The 18,036-nt window shown below is 71.2% G+C and carries 15 protein-coding genes; 10 read left to right on the forward strand and 5 right to left on the reverse strand.

Features of this window, described 5'->3' with window-relative positions; genetic code table 11:
* Positions 1 to 41: 41 nt before the first annotated feature.
* Positions 42 to 1,100, reverse strand: a complete 1,059-nt coding sequence (locus H5965_RS06740) for an ROK family transcriptional regulator (protein ID WP_310968410.1) — start codon at positions 1,098 to 1,100, stop codon at positions 42 to 44.
* Between the two features lie 55 nt (positions 1,101 to 1,155).
* Between H5965_RS06740 and H5965_RS06745 the strand changes: the two genes are divergently transcribed.
* Complete coding sequence (locus H5965_RS06745; protein WP_310968411.1) at positions 1,156 to 2,202, forward strand: Gfo/Idh/MocA family oxidoreductase; 1,047 nt, start codon at positions 1,156 to 1,158, stop codon at positions 2,200 to 2,202.
* A gap of 63 nt (positions 2,203 to 2,265) precedes the next feature.
* Here the strand turns inward: H5965_RS06745 and H5965_RS06750 are convergent, their stop codons facing one another.
* The 3 genes from H5965_RS06750 to H5965_RS06760 all read right to left on the reverse strand — a co-directional run bounded on the left by H5965_RS06750 (position 2,266) and on the right by H5965_RS06760 (position 7,817).
* Positions 2,266 to 4,533, reverse strand: a complete 2,268-nt coding sequence (locus tag H5965_RS06750) for a transglycosylase domain-containing protein (protein WP_396136868.1) — start codon at positions 4,531 to 4,533, stop codon at positions 2,266 to 2,268.
* 169 nt (positions 4,534 to 4,702) lie between these two features.
* A complete protein-coding gene (locus H5965_RS06755; RefSeq protein WP_310968413.1) occupies positions 4,703 to 7,354 on the reverse strand; it encodes a transglycosylase domain-containing protein in 2,652 nt (883 codons plus the stop codon).
* 67 nt (positions 7,355 to 7,421) lie between these two features.
* Positions 7,422 to 7,817 carry a DUF5318 domain-containing protein gene (locus tag H5965_RS06760; RefSeq protein WP_310968414.1) on the reverse strand — a complete coding sequence of 132 codons (396 nt, stop codon included), beginning with the start codon at positions 7,815 to 7,817 and terminating at the stop codon, positions 7,422 to 7,424.
* A 245-nt stretch (positions 7,818 to 8,062) separates the two neighbouring features.
* Here H5965_RS06760 and H5965_RS06765 point away from each other — a divergent pair, with 245 nt between their 5' ends.
* The 4 genes from H5965_RS06765 to H5965_RS06780 all read left to right on the forward strand — a co-directional run bounded on the left by H5965_RS06765 (position 8,063) and on the right by H5965_RS06780 (position 11,113).
* Positions 8,063 to 8,608 (forward strand): PadR family transcriptional regulator, encoded by a 546-nt coding sequence (locus H5965_RS06765; protein ID WP_086679623.1) that lies wholly within the window; start codon positions 8,063 to 8,065, stop codon positions 8,606 to 8,608.
* Positions 8,609 to 8,680: 72 nt separating this feature from the next.
* Positions 8,681 to 9,769 carry an inositol-3-phosphate synthase gene (locus tag H5965_RS06770; RefSeq protein ID WP_310968415.1) on the forward strand — a complete coding sequence of 363 codons (1,089 nt, stop codon included), beginning with the start codon at positions 8,681 to 8,683 and terminating at the stop codon, positions 9,767 to 9,769.
* Between the two features lie 91 nt (positions 9,770 to 9,860).
* Positions 9,861 to 10,391, forward strand: a complete 531-nt coding sequence (locus H5965_RS06775; RefSeq protein ID WP_310968416.1) for a SigE family RNA polymerase sigma factor — start codon at positions 9,861 to 9,863, stop codon at positions 10,389 to 10,391.
* Complete coding sequence (locus H5965_RS06780) at positions 10,388 to 11,113, forward strand: hypothetical protein (RefSeq protein ID WP_310968417.1); 726 nt, start codon at positions 10,388 to 10,390, stop codon at positions 11,111 to 11,113. Before H5965_RS06775 ends, H5965_RS06780 begins: the two co-directional genes overlap by 4 nt.
* Here H5965_RS06780 and H5965_RS06785 read toward each other — a convergent pair.
* A complete protein-coding gene (locus tag H5965_RS06785) occupies positions 11,079 to 11,717 on the reverse strand; it encodes an HAD family phosphatase (RefSeq protein ID WP_310968418.1) in 639 nt (212 codons plus the stop codon). The genes H5965_RS06780 and H5965_RS06785 overlap by 35 nt on opposite strands.
* A gap of 66 nt (positions 11,718 to 11,783) precedes the next feature.
* Here H5965_RS06785 and H5965_RS06790 point away from each other — a divergent pair, with 66 nt between their 5' ends.
* From H5965_RS06790 to H5965_RS06810, 5 genes are all read left to right on the forward strand, one after another.
* Positions 11,784 to 12,242 (forward strand): MarR family transcriptional regulator, encoded by a 459-nt coding sequence (locus H5965_RS06790; RefSeq protein ID WP_310968419.1) that lies wholly within the window; start codon positions 11,784 to 11,786, stop codon positions 12,240 to 12,242.
* Positions 12,232 to 13,449 (forward strand): MFS transporter, encoded by a 1,218-nt coding sequence (locus H5965_RS06795; RefSeq protein ID WP_310968420.1) that lies wholly within the window; start codon positions 12,232 to 12,234, stop codon positions 13,447 to 13,449. Before H5965_RS06790 ends, H5965_RS06795 begins: the two co-directional genes overlap by 11 nt.
* Positions 13,450 to 13,560: 111 nt before the next feature.
* Positions 13,561 to 15,627 carry a PhoX family phosphatase gene (locus H5965_RS06800; RefSeq protein WP_310968421.1) on the forward strand — a complete coding sequence of 689 codons (2,067 nt, stop codon included), beginning with the start codon at positions 13,561 to 13,563 and terminating at the stop codon, positions 15,625 to 15,627.
* 86 nt (positions 15,628 to 15,713) lie between these two features.
* Positions 15,714 to 17,348, forward strand: a complete 1,635-nt coding sequence (locus H5965_RS06805; protein WP_310968422.1) for an SdrD B-like domain-containing protein — start codon at positions 15,714 to 15,716, stop codon at positions 17,346 to 17,348.
* On the forward strand, positions 17,345 to 18,022 hold the full coding sequence (locus H5965_RS06810; RefSeq protein ID WP_310968423.1) for an SDR family oxidoreductase: 678 nt from the start codon (positions 17,345 to 17,347) through the stop codon (positions 18,020 to 18,022). The genes H5965_RS06805 and H5965_RS06810 overlap by 4 nt, the downstream gene beginning before the upstream one ends.
* Positions 18,023 to 18,036 lie beyond the last annotated feature (14 nt).

Consider the following 18,036-nt stretch of genomic DNA (forward strand, 5'->3'; position numbering starts at 1 on the left):
ATCGTATCGGTGATCGACGTGCGCGGTGGTGAAGCCGGTGATCACGCCGGATTCGCGTAGTACGAGGCCAGCACCTCCGCGGCCGCCCCGCGCGTGACGATCTCCTCGCCGGAGCCGTCTTCGACGACCTCGATGCGCTGCCAGTGCGGCAGGGGCAGCAGTTCCCCCAGCCGGTCCGAAACGGCTTCGCGGTGGACGTCCGGCTCGTCCCGCACCGCCCGTCCGGCCAGCACGATCCGCTCCAGGTCGAGCACCTGCACCAGATCGGCCAGCCCGACGCCGAGGAAGCCCGCGGCGGCCCGGGTGTCCGGTGCCTGCTTCGCCATGATCTCGACGCAGCCGCGGCGCCCGCAGGCGCAGCGCGGCCCGTCGAAGGCGATCGTGGTGTGCCCGAACTCACCCGCGTTGGTCCGCGGCCCGCGGTAGAGCCGCCCGTCGATCAGCAGGCCGACGCCGATGCCGGTGCCGACGAGCGCCACCGCGGTCGCCGTCGGCTCGCCGTGCGGCCAGAGCTGCGCGAACGCGGCGGCGTTGGTGTTCTTGTCGAGCGTCACCGGCAGCCCGGTGCGCTGCTCGAGCAGGTCGCGCAGGGGCACGTCGTGCCAGCCGGGCATGTTGGTCGCGTCGCGGACCAGGCCGGCGCGGTGGTCCAGCGGGCCGACCGCGCCGAGGCCGAGGCCGAGCACGTCGAAGCCGTCGGCGAGTTCGAGCGCGGTGGCCCCGATGGCTTCGACGGCCTGCGCGGGGGTGAAGCCGGGCGGCAGCGGGCCGCCCGCCGTCTCCTCGACCTCGCCGACGAGGTTGGTGCGCAGCACGTGGTACTCGTCGCGGTCGAGGCGCGCGCCGAGCGCGTGCCGGGCGCCCGCCCGGATGCGCAGCGTGGTGCGGGGTTTGCCGACGCCGGCCGACGGCTGCCGCTGCTCGTCCAGCAGGCCGGTGTCGAGGAGTTCGGGGACGATCTTGGAGACGGCCTGCTGGGTGAGCCCGGTGCGTTCGGCCAGCTCGACGCGGCTGAGACCGCCGGTGCGCAGGATGTGCGAGAGCAGCAGGGCGCGGTTGTGCGCGCGCACGTCGCGCAGGTTCACCCCGGTCTCCGCCATGGACAGGATCTTCCCACGTCTGGTCAGTTAGGCAACGCTGTTGTTTAATAGCGGCATGGCGGACGACTTGCGCGTGGGCATCCTCGGGTACGGCATCGGGGGCCGCGTCTTCCACGCGCCCCTGGTGGCCGCGACGCCCGGGCTCACCCCCTCGGTGATAACGACGTCGGGCAACGCCGCCCAGGCCCGCACCGACCACCCGGGCGCGGAGGTCGTGCCGGACGCCGACGCGTTGTTCGAGCGGGCCGGCGAGCTCGACCTCGTCGTGGTCAGCACCCCGAACCGCACGCACGTGCCGCTCGCGCTGCGGGCGGTCGAAGCCGGCCTGCCGGTGGTCGTCGACAAGCCGTTCGCGCCGACCGCGGCCGAAGCCCAGCAGGTCGTCGACGCGGCGAAGGCGGCCGGCGTCGGCCTGACCGTCTTCCAGAACCGGCGCCTCGACTCCGACTTCCTCACCGTGCGGAAGGTGCTCGACTCCGGGCGCCTCGGCGAGGTGTTCCGCTTCGAGTCCCGCTACGACCGCTGGGTGCCGAAGCCCAAGGACAACTGGCGCGAGTTCGGCGACCCGGCCGAGGCCGGCGGCCTGCTCTACGACCTCGGCGCGCACATCGTCGACCAGGCGCTGCAGCTGTTCGGCCCGGTCACCCGCGTCTATGCGGAGGTCGACCGCCGCCGGGCCGGCGTCCAGGTCGACGACGACGTCTTCGTCGCGCTGCACCACGCGAACGGCGTCCGGTCGCACCTGTGGGCGACCGCCCTCGCGGCCACGCTGAACCCCCGGTTCCGCGTCCTCGGCGACCGGGCGACGTTCACCAAGTACGGCCTCGACGTGCAGGAACCGCAGATCAAGGCGGGTCTGCGTCCCGGCGACGCGGGCTGGGGCACCGAGCCCGCGGCGGACGCCGGGAAGCTCGGCGTCGGCCCGGAGATCGAGACCGTGCCCACCGAGACCGGCCGCTACGAGCAGTTCTACGCCCAGGTGCGCGACGCGCTGCGCGGCGAAGGCGAGTTCCCGGTCGACCCGGCCTCGTCGGTCGAGGCCCTGCGCGTCATCGAGGCGGCCCACCGCTCCGGCGTCGAAGGCGTCGTGGTCGACCTCTGACCCCCTGACCGGCCGTGACCTCGGTGACCCCCAGCTCCGAGGTCACGGCCTCCTCCCCCGGTTTCACGGACCGGAGTTCGACTGGCCGGTGTCGTTCCCGTTGCCGCGTCCGGGACCCCGGCCGTCGCGCCGCACGCGGTTCTGCTGCTGCTGTTGCTGCTGATCCGGGTTGCCGCCGCGGCCGATGGTGAAGCGCTGCTCCTGCTGCTGTTGTTGCTGCTGCTGGAACTGTTGCTGCTGCTGCTGTTGCTGCTGGAGCTGGAACTGCAGCTGGTCGTCCTGCGGCGAGGTGATCGCCTGGACGCGGTCGAAGCGCTCGCCCGGTTTGCCGGACAGGTAGAGCTGCATGAACCGCTGCCACACCGGTCCGGCCACCAGGGACGGGGTCAGCGGCTGGCCGGCCGGGCCGCGCAGGGCTTTGTCGCCGTCGCCGCCCACCCAGACAGCGGCGGCGACCGAGGGCGTGTACCCCACCATCCACGTCTGCGAGTTCGTGTTCGCCGCCGACGCGGGTTCGTCGTCGCCCGGCGTGTGCTGCTGGGTGCCGGTCTTGCCCGCGCACTCGTGGCCGGCCGGGCAGGTCAGCCGCGAGAACGGGATCACCGGCGCCAGCGCGGCGGTCACGTTCCCGGCGATCTGCCTGCTCTTGCCGCGGTCGTTGTCGGCGAACGCGTCCGTCGCCCGGGTGTCGGCCTCGTAGGCGGTTTCGCCCTCGGAGTTCGTCACCTTCTGCACGAAGTGGCGGCCGTGCTGGACGCCGCCGGCGGCGAAGGTCGCGTACGCCGAGGCCATGTCCGCCGGCGTGACCGCGGTCTGCCCGCCGCCGATGGAGATGTTGTTGTCGCCGGTGAACAGCACGCTGCGGCCGCCGGTGTCCTTCGTGCGGATGCCCGCTTCCTGCGCGGCTTCGGCGACCCCGCCCGGCTTGGTCACGTTGAGCACCATGTCGTAGAAGACGGTGTTGGTGGACCGCTGCATCGCCTCGGCCACCGTGCACTGCTCGGAACAGCTGCTGCTGGCGCCGGCGTTGCGCACCGGCAGCGGCACGTCGGGGAACGTCCGCGGCGAGCGGCCGTCGAAGACCGCGTTGAGCCCGCGGCCGCCCTTGAGGAACGCGGTGAGGTCGAACGGCTTCATCGACGACCCGGGGTTGTGCGCTTCGTCCGCCCAGTCGCGTCCGGCCTGGTCCTCGCCGTTCGGGCCCTTCACGATCGGCGCGCCGCCGTAGTAGGCGAGCACGCCGCCGGACTTGGGGTCGACGGCGACGAGCGCGTCGAGGATGCGGTCGTCGGTCTGTTCGGCCATGCCCTCGGCGACGGCCTTCTCGGCGGCTTCCTGTGCCTTCGAGTCGATCGTCGTGAACACCTGGAACCCGCCCGAGTAGTACTTCTCCTCGGGAATCCCGGCCGCGGCCAGCTCGGCCTTCACCTGCTTCTTGACGAACGGGTTCAGCGTGGTCCCCTGCCGCGATTCGACGAGCGGGACCGGTGCCGGGAACTTCGCCGCCTTCCGGTCGGCGGCGGAGAGGTACCCGTTGCGCTGCATGCGGTCCAGTGCCGTGCTCCACCGGTCGCGGGCGACCGTCCCGTTCTCCGACCGGCCCGGCTGCTGGATCAGGCCGGCGAGCAGCGCGGCCTCGGAGTAGTCCAGCTGGTTGGCGTCCTTGCCGAAGTACGCCTGCGCCGCCGACTGGATGCCGTACGCGCCGCGGCCGAAGTAGATGATGTTGAGGTAGGCGGTGATGATGTCCGCCTTCTCGTAGGTCTGGTTCATCTTGAACGACTTCGCGAGCTCGACCCACTTGCGCGTCAACGTCGGGGCGTCGTCGCCGGACGAGACCTTGATGTACTGCTGCGAAATCGTCGACCCGCCGCCGGACCCGCCGGTGACCTGGTTGTAGGCGGCCCGGGCGATGCCGGAGAGGTCGAAGCCGGAGTTGGTCTCGAAGGACGCGTCCTCGGTGGCGATCACCGCTTTCTTGACGACGTCCGGGATCTGGGCCGGGCTCAGGATCTGCCGGTTCCCGCCGGTGGGCACGTCCTTGCCCATCTCGGTGCCGTCGGCGTAGAGGTAGGTGACCGCCTGGCCCTGCGACTGCGCGACCGTGTCCGGCGACGGCACGTCGACGGCGAAGTACGTGATCACGAAGGCGACCGCGGGGACCAGGAAGAACAGGCCGGACAGCACGTACAGCACCCGGCGGACCGTCTTCCAGCGGCGGCGCCTGCGCGCGTCCGGCGCCGGCTCCGGGGTGACGTCGGCGGTGAACTCGTCCGGTTCGGCCGGCCGCGGCGGAAGGGGCCGGCGTGGCTGGTAACGACCACGCGGCACCGGCCTCCGGCCGGACCTCGAGCGATTTCGGTCGGTGTACACGGGGCCGTCCTCGGGTACGCAAGTGGGCTGCGGGCGCAGACCCCTCGACACTCCACACGGACCACGGGCGGCGGTGGTTCACCGGAACGGCGAAGGCCCCGCACTGTTCCCAGTGCGGGGCCTCCGATCAGCCTTCTCCGGCGCCCGGTGGCCGGGCGAGCCCGTCGCCGGGCTGTGGCGGGGTCGGTCCGCCCGTACCCGGCAGCGTCGGCCGGCTCACCCTCGTCCTCGAGGTCTCGGTCTCCGTCTCGGTCTCCGTGGGCGTCTCGGACGGCGTCGAGGTCGGGGTTTCCGTCGGCGTCGGCGTGTCCGAGGGCTTCGACTGCGTCGTGGTGACTTCGCTGACGTCCTTGCCGATCGGGTCGACCTTGTTGAACTTCTCCGGCGGGGCCCCGTCCAGGTAGTTCTTCATGAACTCCTGCCAGATGGGGCCGGAGATGGTGCTACCGAAGATCGGCTTGTTCTTGTTGTCGTGCAGCGGGATGTTGCCGTCGCCGCCGACCCAGACCGCGGCCGAGACCGACGGCGTGTAGCCGACCATCCAGGTCTGGGCGTTGCGGTCCTTGTACGAGGCGGGGTCGCCGTCGCGCGGGTCGTACTGCTGCGTACCGGTCTTGCCGGCGCACTGGTGACCGGCCGGGCACTGCAGGTTGGAGTGCTTGATGACCGGGCCGAGCGCCGTGGTCACGTTGCCGGCGATCTGCGCGGTCTTCTGCGCGTCACTGTCGAACGCGGGCTTGGCCTGGTACTTGCTCTCGTCGAACTCGACTTCGTCCTGGGCGTTGGTCAGCTTGGCGACGAAGTGGGCCGGACGCTGCATGCCATCGCCGGCGAAGGTGGCGTACCCCGCGGCCATGGCCTCCGGCGTGGCCACGGTGGCGCCACCGCCGAGTGCGATGTTGATGTCCTGGCTCATCTGCGGCGACGTCGGCACGCCCGCCTCGTTGGCGGCCTGGGCCACCTTCGCCGGTTTCGTGATGTTGTAGACCATGTCGTAGAACACGGTGTTCGCCGAGATCTCCATCGCCGTGGCGACGGTGCACTGCGGGCCGCAGCTGGAACTCTCGCCCGCGTTGCGGATCGTCTTCGGCGGGTTGCCGAACTTCCGGTTGTTGGACCCGTCGAAGGTGTCGCCGAGGCCCTTGCCCATCTTCAGGTACGCGGTGAGGTCGAACGCCTTGAACGACGAACCCGGGTTCCGCGCCTGGTTGGCCCGGTCCTGGCCGGTCTGGTCCTTCCCCTCCGCGTTCTTCACGATGTCCGGGCCGCCGTAGTAGGCGAGGATGCCGCCGGTCTTCGGGCTCACCGCGACCAGCGCGCTGAGGAGCCGGTCGTCGGTCTGGCCCTTCATCTTCTCCGCGACCGCGTCCTCGGCCGCCTTCTGGGCCTTGGGGTCGATCGTGGTGTAGACCTTGGCGCCGGTCGCGTGCAGCTTGGCGCTGTCGTAGCCCTCGTCCGCCAGCTCGTCGTCGATCCGCTGCTGGATGTGGAACGACATCGACTGGTTGGTGTCCTTGGCCGCCTTCGGGACCGGCGTCGGGAACTGCGCGCCCGCGCGTTCGTCGGCCCGCAGCCACTTGTTGGCCACCATCTGGTCCATCACGTAGTTCCAGCGGCGCTGGGCGTACTCCTGGTTCTCCGACTTGCTCGGGCCCTGGATGAGACCCGCGAGCAGCGCCGCCTCGGACGCGTTGAGGTCCTTGACGTCCTTGTTGAAGTAGGCCTTCGCGGCCGCCTGGATCCCGTTCGCCGAGCGTCCGAAGTAGATGATGTTCAGGTAGCCCGTGATGATCTCTTCCTTGGACTCCTGGTTGTTCATCTTGAACGACTTGGCCAGCTCGGTCCACTTGCGGGTGAGCGTCGGCGCGTCGTTCTCGGTGGCCTTCTTGATGTACTGCTGGGAGATGGTCGAACCACCGCCCTGGCCACCGGTCGCCTGGTTGAAGACCGCGCGCAGGATGCCGGTGAAGTCGAAGCCCGAGTTGGTCTCGAACGTCGCGTCCTCGGCCGAGTACACGGCGTGCTTGACGACGTCGGGGATCTCGCCCGGCTTGACCAGCTGCCGGTCACCGCCCTTGGGCAGGGACTTGCCCATCACCGTCTTGCCGTCGTTGTAGTAGTACGTCACCGGCTGGCTCTGCAGCGCCGCGACGCTCTCCGGCGTCGGCACGTCGACCATGAAGTAGGTGATCACGAACGCGATCGCCGGGACGACGAAGAAGACGCCGACGCAAGCGTAGGCGACCCGCCGGATGATCTTCCAGCGGCGCTTCTTCCGCTGCGCCGGGGTGAGGACCTTGCGGCCCTTCTCGTCGAGCTCCTCCTGGGGCCCGACGTCGTCGGCGAACTCGTCGAAGCGGTCGTCGTCGTACGGCTCGTAGGCGTCCTCGGTCCCGTTGTGCGCGTGGTGGGTGATGAGATCCGGCTCACGTTCGGGTTCCGGGTCCGGACGCCGTCCGGCCGGCGGAGGCTGCCGGAAACCCTGCGGCGGCGAGCCGGGCGGGCCACCGGGACGCCGTCCGGGCGGCTGGCGCCGGTCGGACGCACCGCTCTGGCCGCGTGGCGCCTGCGGACGTCGTGGCTGGTCAGCGGGCCACTGCCGGCCACCCTCGTCGCCGGCGGGCCAGGCCGGGCCGCCCTGCCCGGGGTTGCCGCGGGGCGGGGTGGCGCGCCGAGGCGACTCACCGGGCCACGCCGGTCCCGCGTCGTCACCCGGCCATGGGGCGCGACGGGGTGCGTCTGGCTCCTGGTTGGGCCAGGAGCGGTTGTCGTCGGTCACGGACGGTCCTCCCGGATCAGTCCCCGCAGGGGGTCTGACCTGCGTGTTGCGATGGTCGTACGGTGGCTCACCGGCCCGCGGTCCTTCGCGGACCCGCCGGTTCCCCTGTGCCCAGGACGTATGACCGGACCAAGTGGTTCCAGTGGCACGCCCGGCACACTTCGACGTCGTACACGGTGAACTCGGCGAACGAGCCCGCCATCCTGGCCAGCTCTTCCGGTGTCCTGGCCGAGCCCGCCACGTGCTTGAGCTCGTCGCCGTACACCCAGGACACCAGGGTCAGCGGCTCCTGGCGGCAGATCGGGCAGGGCTGGTCGCCATCCCGGCCGTGGAATTTCGCCGCTCGCAGCAGGTACGGGCTCGCGTCGCAGGCCTCGTGGCTGCCGACGCGCCCGGAGCGGACTTCGGCCAGCAGCGCACGGCGCTGCAGCGCGTAGTCCACGACCTGCCGCTGGTTAATCACGAGGACAGAGTACGGGCTCTTCCTGTGGCGTCCACGCCCCCTAGCGCCCGCAAGCCCGGGACCGGGGCGGACACGCCGGACGTTCGATAACTCTCCGGTGAATTTCGACCCTGATGGGTAGTGAGCGGAGGTTAGCTTCGCCACTTCGATGTATCGGCGCGATATAGTGGCTGAGTAGGTTGGATCGAGGCGCTCGTTCGGAGCAACGCGGGTGGTCTCGGTTTGTTCCCGAAAGGGGGTGCGGTGTGCTGGAGTTCGCGATCCTCGGTCTTCTGCACGAAGCGCCCATGCACGGGTACGTGCTGCGCAAGCGGCTGCACGAGACGCTCGGCACGTTCCGGACGTTCTCGTACGGCTCGCTGTACCCGACCCTGCGGAAGCTGTTGCGGGCCGGATACCTGGTCGAGGAGCTGGACGAGGCCGACGACCGGGCGTGGTCGCGGCGCGGACGGCGGGTCTACAAGCTCACCGCGGAGGGCAAGGAGCGCTTCGGTGAGCTGCTCGGCGACGCCGGGCCGCAGACCTGGGACGACGAAGGTTTCGGCGTCCACCTGGCCTTCTTCTCGCGGACCCCGGCCGACGTGCGGATGCGGATCCTCGAGGGCCGCCGCCGCCGCGTCGAGGAACGCCGTGAGGGTATGCGGGCGGCGCTGGCCAGGGCCGAGGAGAAGATCGATCGCTACACCCGCGAGCTGCACCGGCTGGGGCTGGAGACCAGCGAGCGGGAGGTGCGCTGGCTCAACGAGCTGATCGCGCACGAACAAGCCGAACGGCAGGGTCCGGAGACCTGAGCCGCCCGGCCCGGGCCGCAGCGTCGCGGCACCAGACCTACTGAACAGACACGGATTGAAGGAGAAACCCCCATGGGCGAGAACCGCCGCGTACGGGTGGCCATCGTGGGCGTCGGCAACTGTGCGGCGTCGCTGGTCCAGGGTGTCCAGTACTACCGCGACGCGGACCCGGCCACCCGCGTCCCCGGTCTGATGCACGTCGACTTCGGCGGCTACCACGTCCGCGACATCGAGTTCGTCGCCGCGTTCGACGTGGACGCCAAGAAGGTCAGCCGCGACCTGTCCGAGGCGATCTTCGCCTCCGAGAACAACACCATCAAGATCGCCGACGTGCCGCCGCTCGGCGTCACCGTCCAGCGCGGCCACACCCACGACGGGCTCGGCCGCTTCTACCGCGAGACGATCGAGGAGTCCGACGAGACCCCGGTCGACGTCGTCGCCGCGCTGCGCGAGGCGCAGGCCGACGTGCTCGTTTCGTACCTGCCGGTGGGCTCCGAGGTGGCGGACAAGTTCTACGCCCAGGCCGCGATCGACGCCGGCGTGGCGTTCGTCAACGCGCTGCCGGTGTTCATCGCCTCCGACCCCGAGTGGGCGCAGAAGTTCACCGACGCCGGCGTCCCGATCGTCGGTGACGACATCAAGTCCCAGGTCGGGGCCACCATCACGCACCGCGTGCTGGCGAAGCTGTTCGAGGACCGCGGCGTCCAGCTCGACCGGACGATGCAGCTCAACGTGGGCGGGAACATGGACTTCCTGAACATGAAGGAGCTCGAGCGGCTCGAGTCCAAGAAGATCTCCAAGACCCAGTCCGTCACCTCGCAGGTCGACCGCGAGCTCGGCAAGGGCAACGTCCACATCGGACCGTCGGACTACGTGCAGTGGCTCGACGACCGCAAGTGGGCCTACGTCCGGCTCGAGGGCCGCGCGTTCGGCGACGTGCCGCTGAACCTGGAGTACAAGCTCGAGGTGTGGGACTCGCCGAACTCGGCGGGCATCATCATCGACGCCGTGCGCGCCGCGAAGATCGCGCTCGACCGCGGCATCGGCGGCCCGATCCTGTCGGCGTCGTCCTACTTCATGAAGTCGCCGCCGGAGCAGTACGACGACGCGACCGCCCGCGACGCCGTCGAGAAGTTCATCCGCGGCGAGGTCGAGCGGTAGGAACTGCCGTCGGAGGAGGCCGTCACCGCTGGTGGCGGCCTTCTTCGCGTGGTGCACTAAACCGGTGGGGCGGGGCGGGCGTTGGCGGGGTGTGAGTGCGAGTGTGGGCGAGAGCGTGCCGGGGGACCTGGGCGCGCCGACCTTCCACGACCTGTTCCGGGAGTACTTCGGGCAGATGACCCGGCTGGCCCACCTGCTCGGCGCGGACGACGCGGAGAACGTCGCGCAGGAGGCGTTCGTCAAGCTCCACCAGCGCTGGGACACCCTGACCGACCACACGCGCGTGGCGGGCTACCTCCGCACGACCGTGGTGAACATGTCGCGGTCGCGGACCCGGCACCTGCGCGTCGTCCGGCGGACGCCGCAGGACCGGCCGCCGGACGAGCTGTCGGCCGAGGTCCGGGCGGTGGCCAACTGGGAGCACCAGCAGCTGCGGGCGGTGCTGGCGCGGCTGTCCCGGCGGCAGCGCGAGGTGCTGGTGCTGCGGTACTGGCTGGACCTGAGCACAGCGGCCATCGCGGAAACGCTGGGCATCTCGCCGGGCACGGTCAAGGCGACGACGCACCACGCGATGGAGAACCTGCGCAAGCACCTGGGGGACGACCTGGGAGGTGAGCGATGACCGACCTCGAACGCAAGCTGGCCGAAGCACTGCGCGAACAGGCCCGGGAGGTCTCGCCCGACCTCGAGCTGGCCTGGGCGGAACAGCAGCGCCGGCAGCGGCGGCCGTCGAGACGCCGCCGGGCCGCCGTCTGGGTGGCTCCGCTGGCCGCCGTCCTGGTCGTGCTGACCAGCGTGTCGATCGCCACCCAGGTCAACACCGCCCAGCCCCCGCCGCCGCAGCCCGCGACGCAGCCGGGGCAGGAGCTGGTGCTCGCCAAGCCCGTGATCTCCCCGGAGAACCTGGTCGGCGGGAACGAGCCGGTGGCGCTCACCGACTTCGCGGGCCAGACGAACGCGTGGACGTCGTACGCGGTCAACCCGGCCGACTTATCGGGGCGGCCGTGGTTCTGCGTCGAGACGTTCCTCAAGGGCACCACGCACGGCGGCACCGGTTCGCAGTTCGGCATCGAGTCGCCGTCGTGCGTCCCGCGGTCGGACCGGGTCGTCCGGGCCGGGTACGTGGGCAAAGACGGCGGCCCGCTGCCGGCAGGCAAGGCGGTCATCCTGGTCAGCGCCGAGGTCCGGGGCCTGCGCCTCTACGACGCGGCCGGCGACCTGAGCCCGGCGAAGGAGGTCGGTGCGCTGGGGCGGGACCGGGTGTTCCTCGCCGACGTCAAGCCCGGTTCGCCGCCGGTCCGCTACGAGGTCAACCCAGACCAAGCGCACCCGGCAAGCCGGTGATCTCCTCCACCACCGCCGTCGCCTGCTTCAGCACCTCGGGGTCGGGCGGGAAGTGCGGGTTCGGCACCGCGTAGACCGCCATCTTCGCCGCCAGCGCGGACCGCAGCCCGTTCGTCGTGTCCTCCACGGCCGCGCAATCGCCGGGCGCCACGCCCAGGAGCTCGGCCGCCCGCAGGTAGACGTCCGGCGCCGGTTTCCCGGCCCCGACCTGTTCGGAGGACACCGCCGCTCCCACCGGCAGGCCGGTCACGTCGAGGAACCCCTTGATCAGGATCACCGGCGACGAGCTCGCGATCGCCACCGGCCACCGCGCCGACACCTGCCGGACGACGTCCACCGCGCCGGGGATCAGCGGTGGCTCCGCCGCGTACCGCGCCGCCATCCGCTTGACCACGACCGTCGCGATCTCGGCCGGGGTGGTCCGGGCGCCCAGCTCCTCGACCAGGTACCGCGCCCACTCCGGCGTGCTCATCCCCTGCAGGGCGCGCGTCGCCTCCTCGCGCCACGTGCCGCCGTGCTCGGCGACGACCGCTCGCCGCACCTCGTCCCAGATCCGCTCGGAGTCCACCAGTACGCCGTCGAGGTCGAAGATCACCGCGTCCATGGCCCGAGCCTAACCTGTGAGCGGACTTACTTAGCCACCCTTACTAATTTTTGTTAGCCTAGCTAAGTGACTTCCGCGATCACCGATCTCGCCCACCGGCTGCGGCCGCTGGTCTTCCGGCTCTACCACCAGGTCCGCCGCCAGACCCCGCAGCTGACGCTGACCCTCACCCAGGGTTCGGTGCTGAGTGAGCTGGTCAACGGCGGTCCGCGGCGGATGTCCGCGCTGGCCGAGCTGGAAGGGGTGCGGCTGCCGTCGATGACCGACGTCGTCGGCCGGCTCGAACGGCTCGGCCTCGCGACCCGTCGCCCGGACCCCGCCGACGGCCGCGCGGTGCTGGTCGAAGTCACCGACGAGGGCCTGCGCTTTTACGCCGAACTGGTGACGGCTCGCGAGGAATTCCTCCGCGAGCGGCTCATCGCGATGGACGAATCCGACCGCGCAGCGATCGAAGCCGCCCTGCCCGCTCTCGCCAAGTTGCTCGTTGACACCAAGAAGGAGGAACTGATCAGCGATGAGCGCTGAACACCACTCGAGCCTGCTGGACGCGGTCAAGGGCCAGCCCAAGCAGGTGTGGATCACCGCGTTCGCCGCGGTCATCGCCTTCATGGGGATCGGCCTGGTCGACCCGATCCTGCTGTCCATCGCCAAGGGCCTGGACGCGACGCCGTCCCAGGTCACCCTGCTCTTCTCGTCCTACCTCGGCGTCCAGGTCGTCGCGATGCTGGTCACCGGCGCGGCGAGCGCCCGCTTCGGCGCCAAGCGCACGGTGCTCGTCGGGCTGACGCTGATCGTCGCGGCCACCGCCTTGTGCGCGGCCGCCGGGTCGATCGAGCAGCTCGTCGGGCTGCGCGCGGTCTGGGGCCTGGGCAACGCGTTCTTCATCGCGACTGCGCTGTCGGTGATCGTCGGCGCCGCGACCGGCGGCCAGTCCGGCGCGATCCTGCTCTACGAAGCCGCCCTCGGCGTCGGCCTGTCGGTCGGCCCGCTGCTGGGCGCCCTGCTCGGCAGCATCTCGTGGCGCGGCCCGTTCCTCGGCACCGCGATCCTGATGGCCGGCGCGCTCGTGCTGTGCGCGGTGTTCCTCAAGAGCGACAAGCACGAGCAGCGAACGCCGGTCAAGCTGCTCGACCCGCTGCGCGCGCTCAAGCACACCGGCCTGCTGCGCACCTCGGTCGCCTCGGCGCTGTACACGGCCGCGTTCTTCGCCGTGCTGGCCTGGTCACCGTTCGTCCTCGGCTGGAGCGCGATCGCCGTCGGCCTGGTGTTCTGCGGCTGGGGCCTGTGCGTCGCGGTCGCCGGGGTCGCGCTCGCGCCGCGGCTGGCCGCCCGGCTCGGCGAGCGGCACGCCGCCGCGGCCGCCGTCTTCGGGTACGCCGTGCTGATGCTGGTCCTCGCCGTGCCGAGCAAGCCGGTGCTGGTCGCCGGGATCATCGTCTCCGGGCTGGTGTCGGGCCTGCTGAACACACTGTTCACCGGCACCGCGATGTCGATCAGCGACGCGCCGCGCCCGGTCGCCAGCGCGGGCTACAACTTCTGCCGCTGGCTGGGTGGCGCGGTCGCCGCGACGCTCGTCGGGCACGTCGCCGAGTGGTTCGGCTCGCCGCAGGCGCCGTTCGTCGCCTCGGCCGTGCTGTGCGTCGTCGCGGGGGCGCTGCTCTCGCTGCGGGAGAAGAAGGCGGACCCGCACACGCTGCCGGAGGAAGCGGTGCTCGTCGGCGAAGAGTTCTGAGTCACACCCGTACGGAGCAGCAATACACCCGCCGTTCACCTGTATGTCGTGAATGGCTGGTTTGGGAAGCTTACGGTCGGTTCGTTCCCGAACTCCCACCATGGAGGCCTCGTGCCCGACCGCCTGCTTCCCCTGCTGCCCGTCCACCCCGGCGGCCGTTCCCCGGTCACCTGTGAGTACCGCTGCGGCAACGCCTGCGCCCACCCGGAGGCCAACGAATCCGGGAACGAGTACTTCGGCGACGTCGTCAAGGACATCTCGCGCCGCCGGGTGTTCAAGGCCGGCGCCGTGATGGCCGCCGCCGCGGGCGGGTTCGCCGCCCTGTCCGGGACGGCGGCGGCCTCGCCGCTCCGGAAGCCGCAGCCCCGGCCGCGTCCGGTCCCGGGCACCGACTTCACGCCGGTCCCGCCGAACAAGCTCGACGCGGTCAGCATCCCCGACGGGTACGCCCAGCGCGTCGTCGTCCGCTGGGGCGACCCGGTCGTCGCGGGCGCGCCGGAGTTCGACTTCACCAAGCAGACCGCGGCCGCGCAGGCCAAGCAGTTCGGGTACAACAACGACTTCGTCGGCCTGATCCCGCAGGACCCGCTGGGCCTGTCGAACCTGCTCGTGGTCAACCACGAGTACACGACCGAGGTCCACATGTTCCCGGCCGGCCAGTACGACCCGGCGAACCCGACCGAGGAGCAGGCGAAGATCGCCTGGGCGGCGCACGGCCTTTCGGTGCTGCAGGCCCGCCGCGACCCGATCCACGGCGGCCTGGAGGTCGTCCCGAGCCGGTACGGCCGCCGGATCACCCTCGACACGATCTTCGAGGTCCGCGGCCCGGCCGCCGGCTCGAAGTTCCTCCGGACGTCGGCCGACCCGACCGGCCGCAAGGTCCGCGGCACGCAGAACAACTGCTCCGGCGGCGTGACGCCGTGGGGCACGGTGCTCTCCGGCGAGGAGAACTTCGACCAGTACTTCGCCAACTCCGACAAGGTCACCGACCCGGTCGCGGCGGCGCGGCTCAAGCGCTACACCGTCGGCACCGGGACGAGCACCCGCAAGTGGGAGCGCTTCGACAAGCGCTGGGACGTCGCGCAGGAGCCCAACGAGCCGAACCGGTTCGGCTGGGTCGTCGAGATCGACCCGAACGACCCGAACTCGACGCCGGTCAAGCACACCGCGCTCGGCCGCTTCAAGCACGAGGCCGCGAACATCAAGATCACCGCCGACGGCCGGGTCGCCGTCTACTCCGGCGACGACAGCCGCTTCGAGTACATCTACAAGTTCGTCTCCAAGGGCAAGTACAAGCCGGGCCACAGCGCCCACGCGCGGCGGCACAACTCGGCGCTGCTCGACGAGGGCACGCTGTACGTCGGCCGCTTCACCGGCGACAGCCCGGCCGCGGAGATCGACGGCACGGGCAAGCTCCCGGCCGACGGCGAGTTCGACGGCCGCGGCGAGTGGATCCCGCTGGCCAGCGGCGACACGTCCTTTGTGGACGGATTCACCGCCGAAGAGGTCTACGTCTTCACCCGCCAGGCCGCGGACAAGGTGGCCGCCACGAAGATGGACCGGCCGGAGGACATCGAGCCGAACCCGGTCAACGGCCGGGTCTACGCGGCCCTGACCAACAACAGCGACCGCGGCGCGGCGGGCAAGGCCGGCGTCGACGAGGTCAACCCGCGCAACGGCAACAAGAACGGCCACGTCCTGGAGTGGGAAGAGGACCGCGGCGACGCGGCGTCGACCCGCTTCGCCTGGCGGCTGCTGCTGGTCTGCGGCGACCCCGCGGCGGCCGACACCTACTTCGGCGGCTTCCCGAAGAACCAGGTCAGTCCGATCTCCTGCCCGGACAACGTGGCCTTCGACCGGCACGGCAACCTGTGGATCGCCACCGACGGCAACGCGCTCGGCGCGAACGACGGCCTGTTCTCGGTGCCGGTCACCGGCCCGGAGCGCGGGCACGTCAAGCAGTTCCTGTCGGTGCCGGTCGGCGCCGAGACGTGCGGCCCGGTCGTCACCGACAACCTGGTCCTCGTCGCGGTCCAGCACCCCGGGGAGAACGCGGCGAGCTCGGCGAACCCGACGTCGCACTGGCCGGACGGCGGCACCGCCCAGCCGCGGCCGGCCATCGTGTCGGTGTGGAAGAAGGGCCGCTTCGGGCTGCCCGGCCGCATCGGCGAACGCTGACGCAGAGGTCTGCACCGGCCGAGGTTCACTCTTAAGTGGACGGTCTTCGGCCGGTGCGGGCCCGTGCCGCGCGCCATAGTCGAAGGGTGATCTTCTCGGGGCGCACGGTGGCGGTGGCGGTGGTGGCGATCGCGGCGGCGGTCGTTCCCGCGTCGGCGTCCGTCGCCGAGGACGCGCCGCCGGTCTGCGGCGGCCTCGCGGCGAACCCGAGCGTCGAGGAAACGGCGAGGAACGGCGCACCCGACGGGTACGTCTTCAACCCGGCCGCGCCGGTCCCGCCCGGAACACCGGCCGCGAAGGTGCCGAGACTGGCGACCGAGCAGCAGTACGCGGTCGACGGGCAGCGGGCGGCGGTCATCCAGACACCGGACGGCAAGACCAGCACCGCGTACCAGACCGAGCGGTTCGTGCCCGGGGGCGTCTACACCCTCGGCGTCTGGACGGCTTCGATCGCGCCGCGCTACGAACCGGCCACCGGCCTGCGGTTCTACGACGCCACCGGCACGCAGATCCAGGAGACCAAGCTCGTCGCCGACCACTACGCCGGCGACGGCACCCTCGTCCGGCAGGAGTTCCCGCCTGCGACGGCGCCCGCGAAGGCGGCCGCGGTGAAGTTCTTCGCGACGAGCACCCTCGATCGGCTGCACTGGGACTGCGTCGACCTCCAGCTCGCCGCCTACTCGGTCAAGAAGGAAGTGCAGAACCCGGCGACCGGCGCGTGGGCGTCGTTCGCGACGGTCACCGCGGGCGAACCCGCGCACTACCGCATCACCGTGACCAACGAGGGCACCCAGGACCTCACCGGTATCACGGTCCAGGACCCGTGGTGCCCCGGGTCGTTCGAACCGTTCGCGCTGGCCGCGGGCGCGAACCGGCAGCTGACCTGCGACCACGCGGACCTCACGGTGGCCGACAACGGGCACGTCAACACGGCGAAGGTGACCGGCGTGCACTACGCGGGCGGCACGCTCGGCGACAAGACGGCGTCGGCCACGATCACCGTGCTCCCGCCCCCGGCCATCGCGAAGATCGGCGACTTCGTCTGGGCGGACCGCAACCGAGACGGGCTGCAGGACCCGGACGAACCCGGCGTCGCCGGGGTCAAGGTGACGCTGAAGGACGGCGCCGGCGGCACGGTCGGCACCGCGACGACCGACGACCAGGGCAAGTACGGCTTCGAGAAGCTGAAGGACGGCACGTACCAGGTCTGTTTCGCGGTTCCGGCGGACTTCACCGTGACCCGCCGCGACGCCGGCAGCGAAGAGCGCGATTCGGACGCCGACCCGGACGGCTGCACCGCGCCGCGCACCGTGGGCGGCCCGTCCCACGAGGACCTCGCGGTGGACCTCGGGCTGCTGTCGCCGACGAACCGGATCGGCGACTTCGCCTGGGCCGACACCGACGGCAACGGCCTGCAGGACGCGGGCGAGCCGGGCCTCGCGAGCGTCAAGGTGGTGCTGAAGGACGCGAGCGGCAAGGAAGTCGCGAACGTGGTCACCGCCCCCGACGGCTCGTACGGCTTCGACGGCCTGGAAGACGGCACGTACCAGGTGTGCTTCACCGCGGACGGCCACCACCCGGCGGCCAAGGACGCGGGCGACGACACCCGCGACTCCGACGTCGACCCGGCGTCCGGCTGCACGGACCCCCGCACCCTCGGCGCCGGAAAGCGCGAAGACCGCACGGTGGACGCCGGGTTCGCCGCTACGGTGAGGTCATGACGGATCTTCCCCTGGCCCTGGTGACCGGCGCCTCCCGCGGAATCGGCGCGGCGATCGCCCACCAGCTGGCCCCGACCCACCGGGTCCTCCTCGGCGGCCGGGACGCCGACGCACTCGCCGCGCTGGCGAAGGAGCTCCCGGGCGCGAAGCCGTGGCCGGTGGAACTGACGGACCCGGCGTCGCTGGCGGCGGCGGTCGCGGACATCGCGTCCCTGGACGTCCTGGTCCACTCGGCGGGCGTCGCGCGCCTGGGCCGCATCGAGGACGCGTCGGCGTCGGCGTGGCGCGAGAACTTCGAGGTCAACACCCTGGCGGTGGTCGAGCTGACCCGCCTCCTGCTCCCGGCCCTGCGCGCGGCCCGCGGCCACGTGGTGGTGATCAACTCCGGAGCCGGCCTGAACGCCCGCCCGGGCTGGTCCCCGTACGCGGCGAGCAAGTTCGCGGCCCGCGCCTTCGCCGACGCCCTCCGCGAGGAGGAGCGCGACATCCGCGTGACGTCGGTCTACCCGGGCCGCACGGACACGGAGATGCAGCAGGCGATCTTCGCGGGCGAAGGCCGCGAGTACGACACGTCCCACCTGCTGACGGCGGACTCGGTGGCCACCGCGGTGGTGACGGCGGTGTCAGCCACCCCGGACGCCCACCCGACGGAGATCATCCTCCGCCCGCGTTAGGCCCGCTCGGGACT

The sequence above is a fragment of the Amycolatopsis sp. 505 genome (assembly GCF_031625235.1).
GTDB lineage: Bacteria > Actinomycetota > Actinomycetes > Mycobacteriales > Pseudonocardiaceae > Amycolatopsis.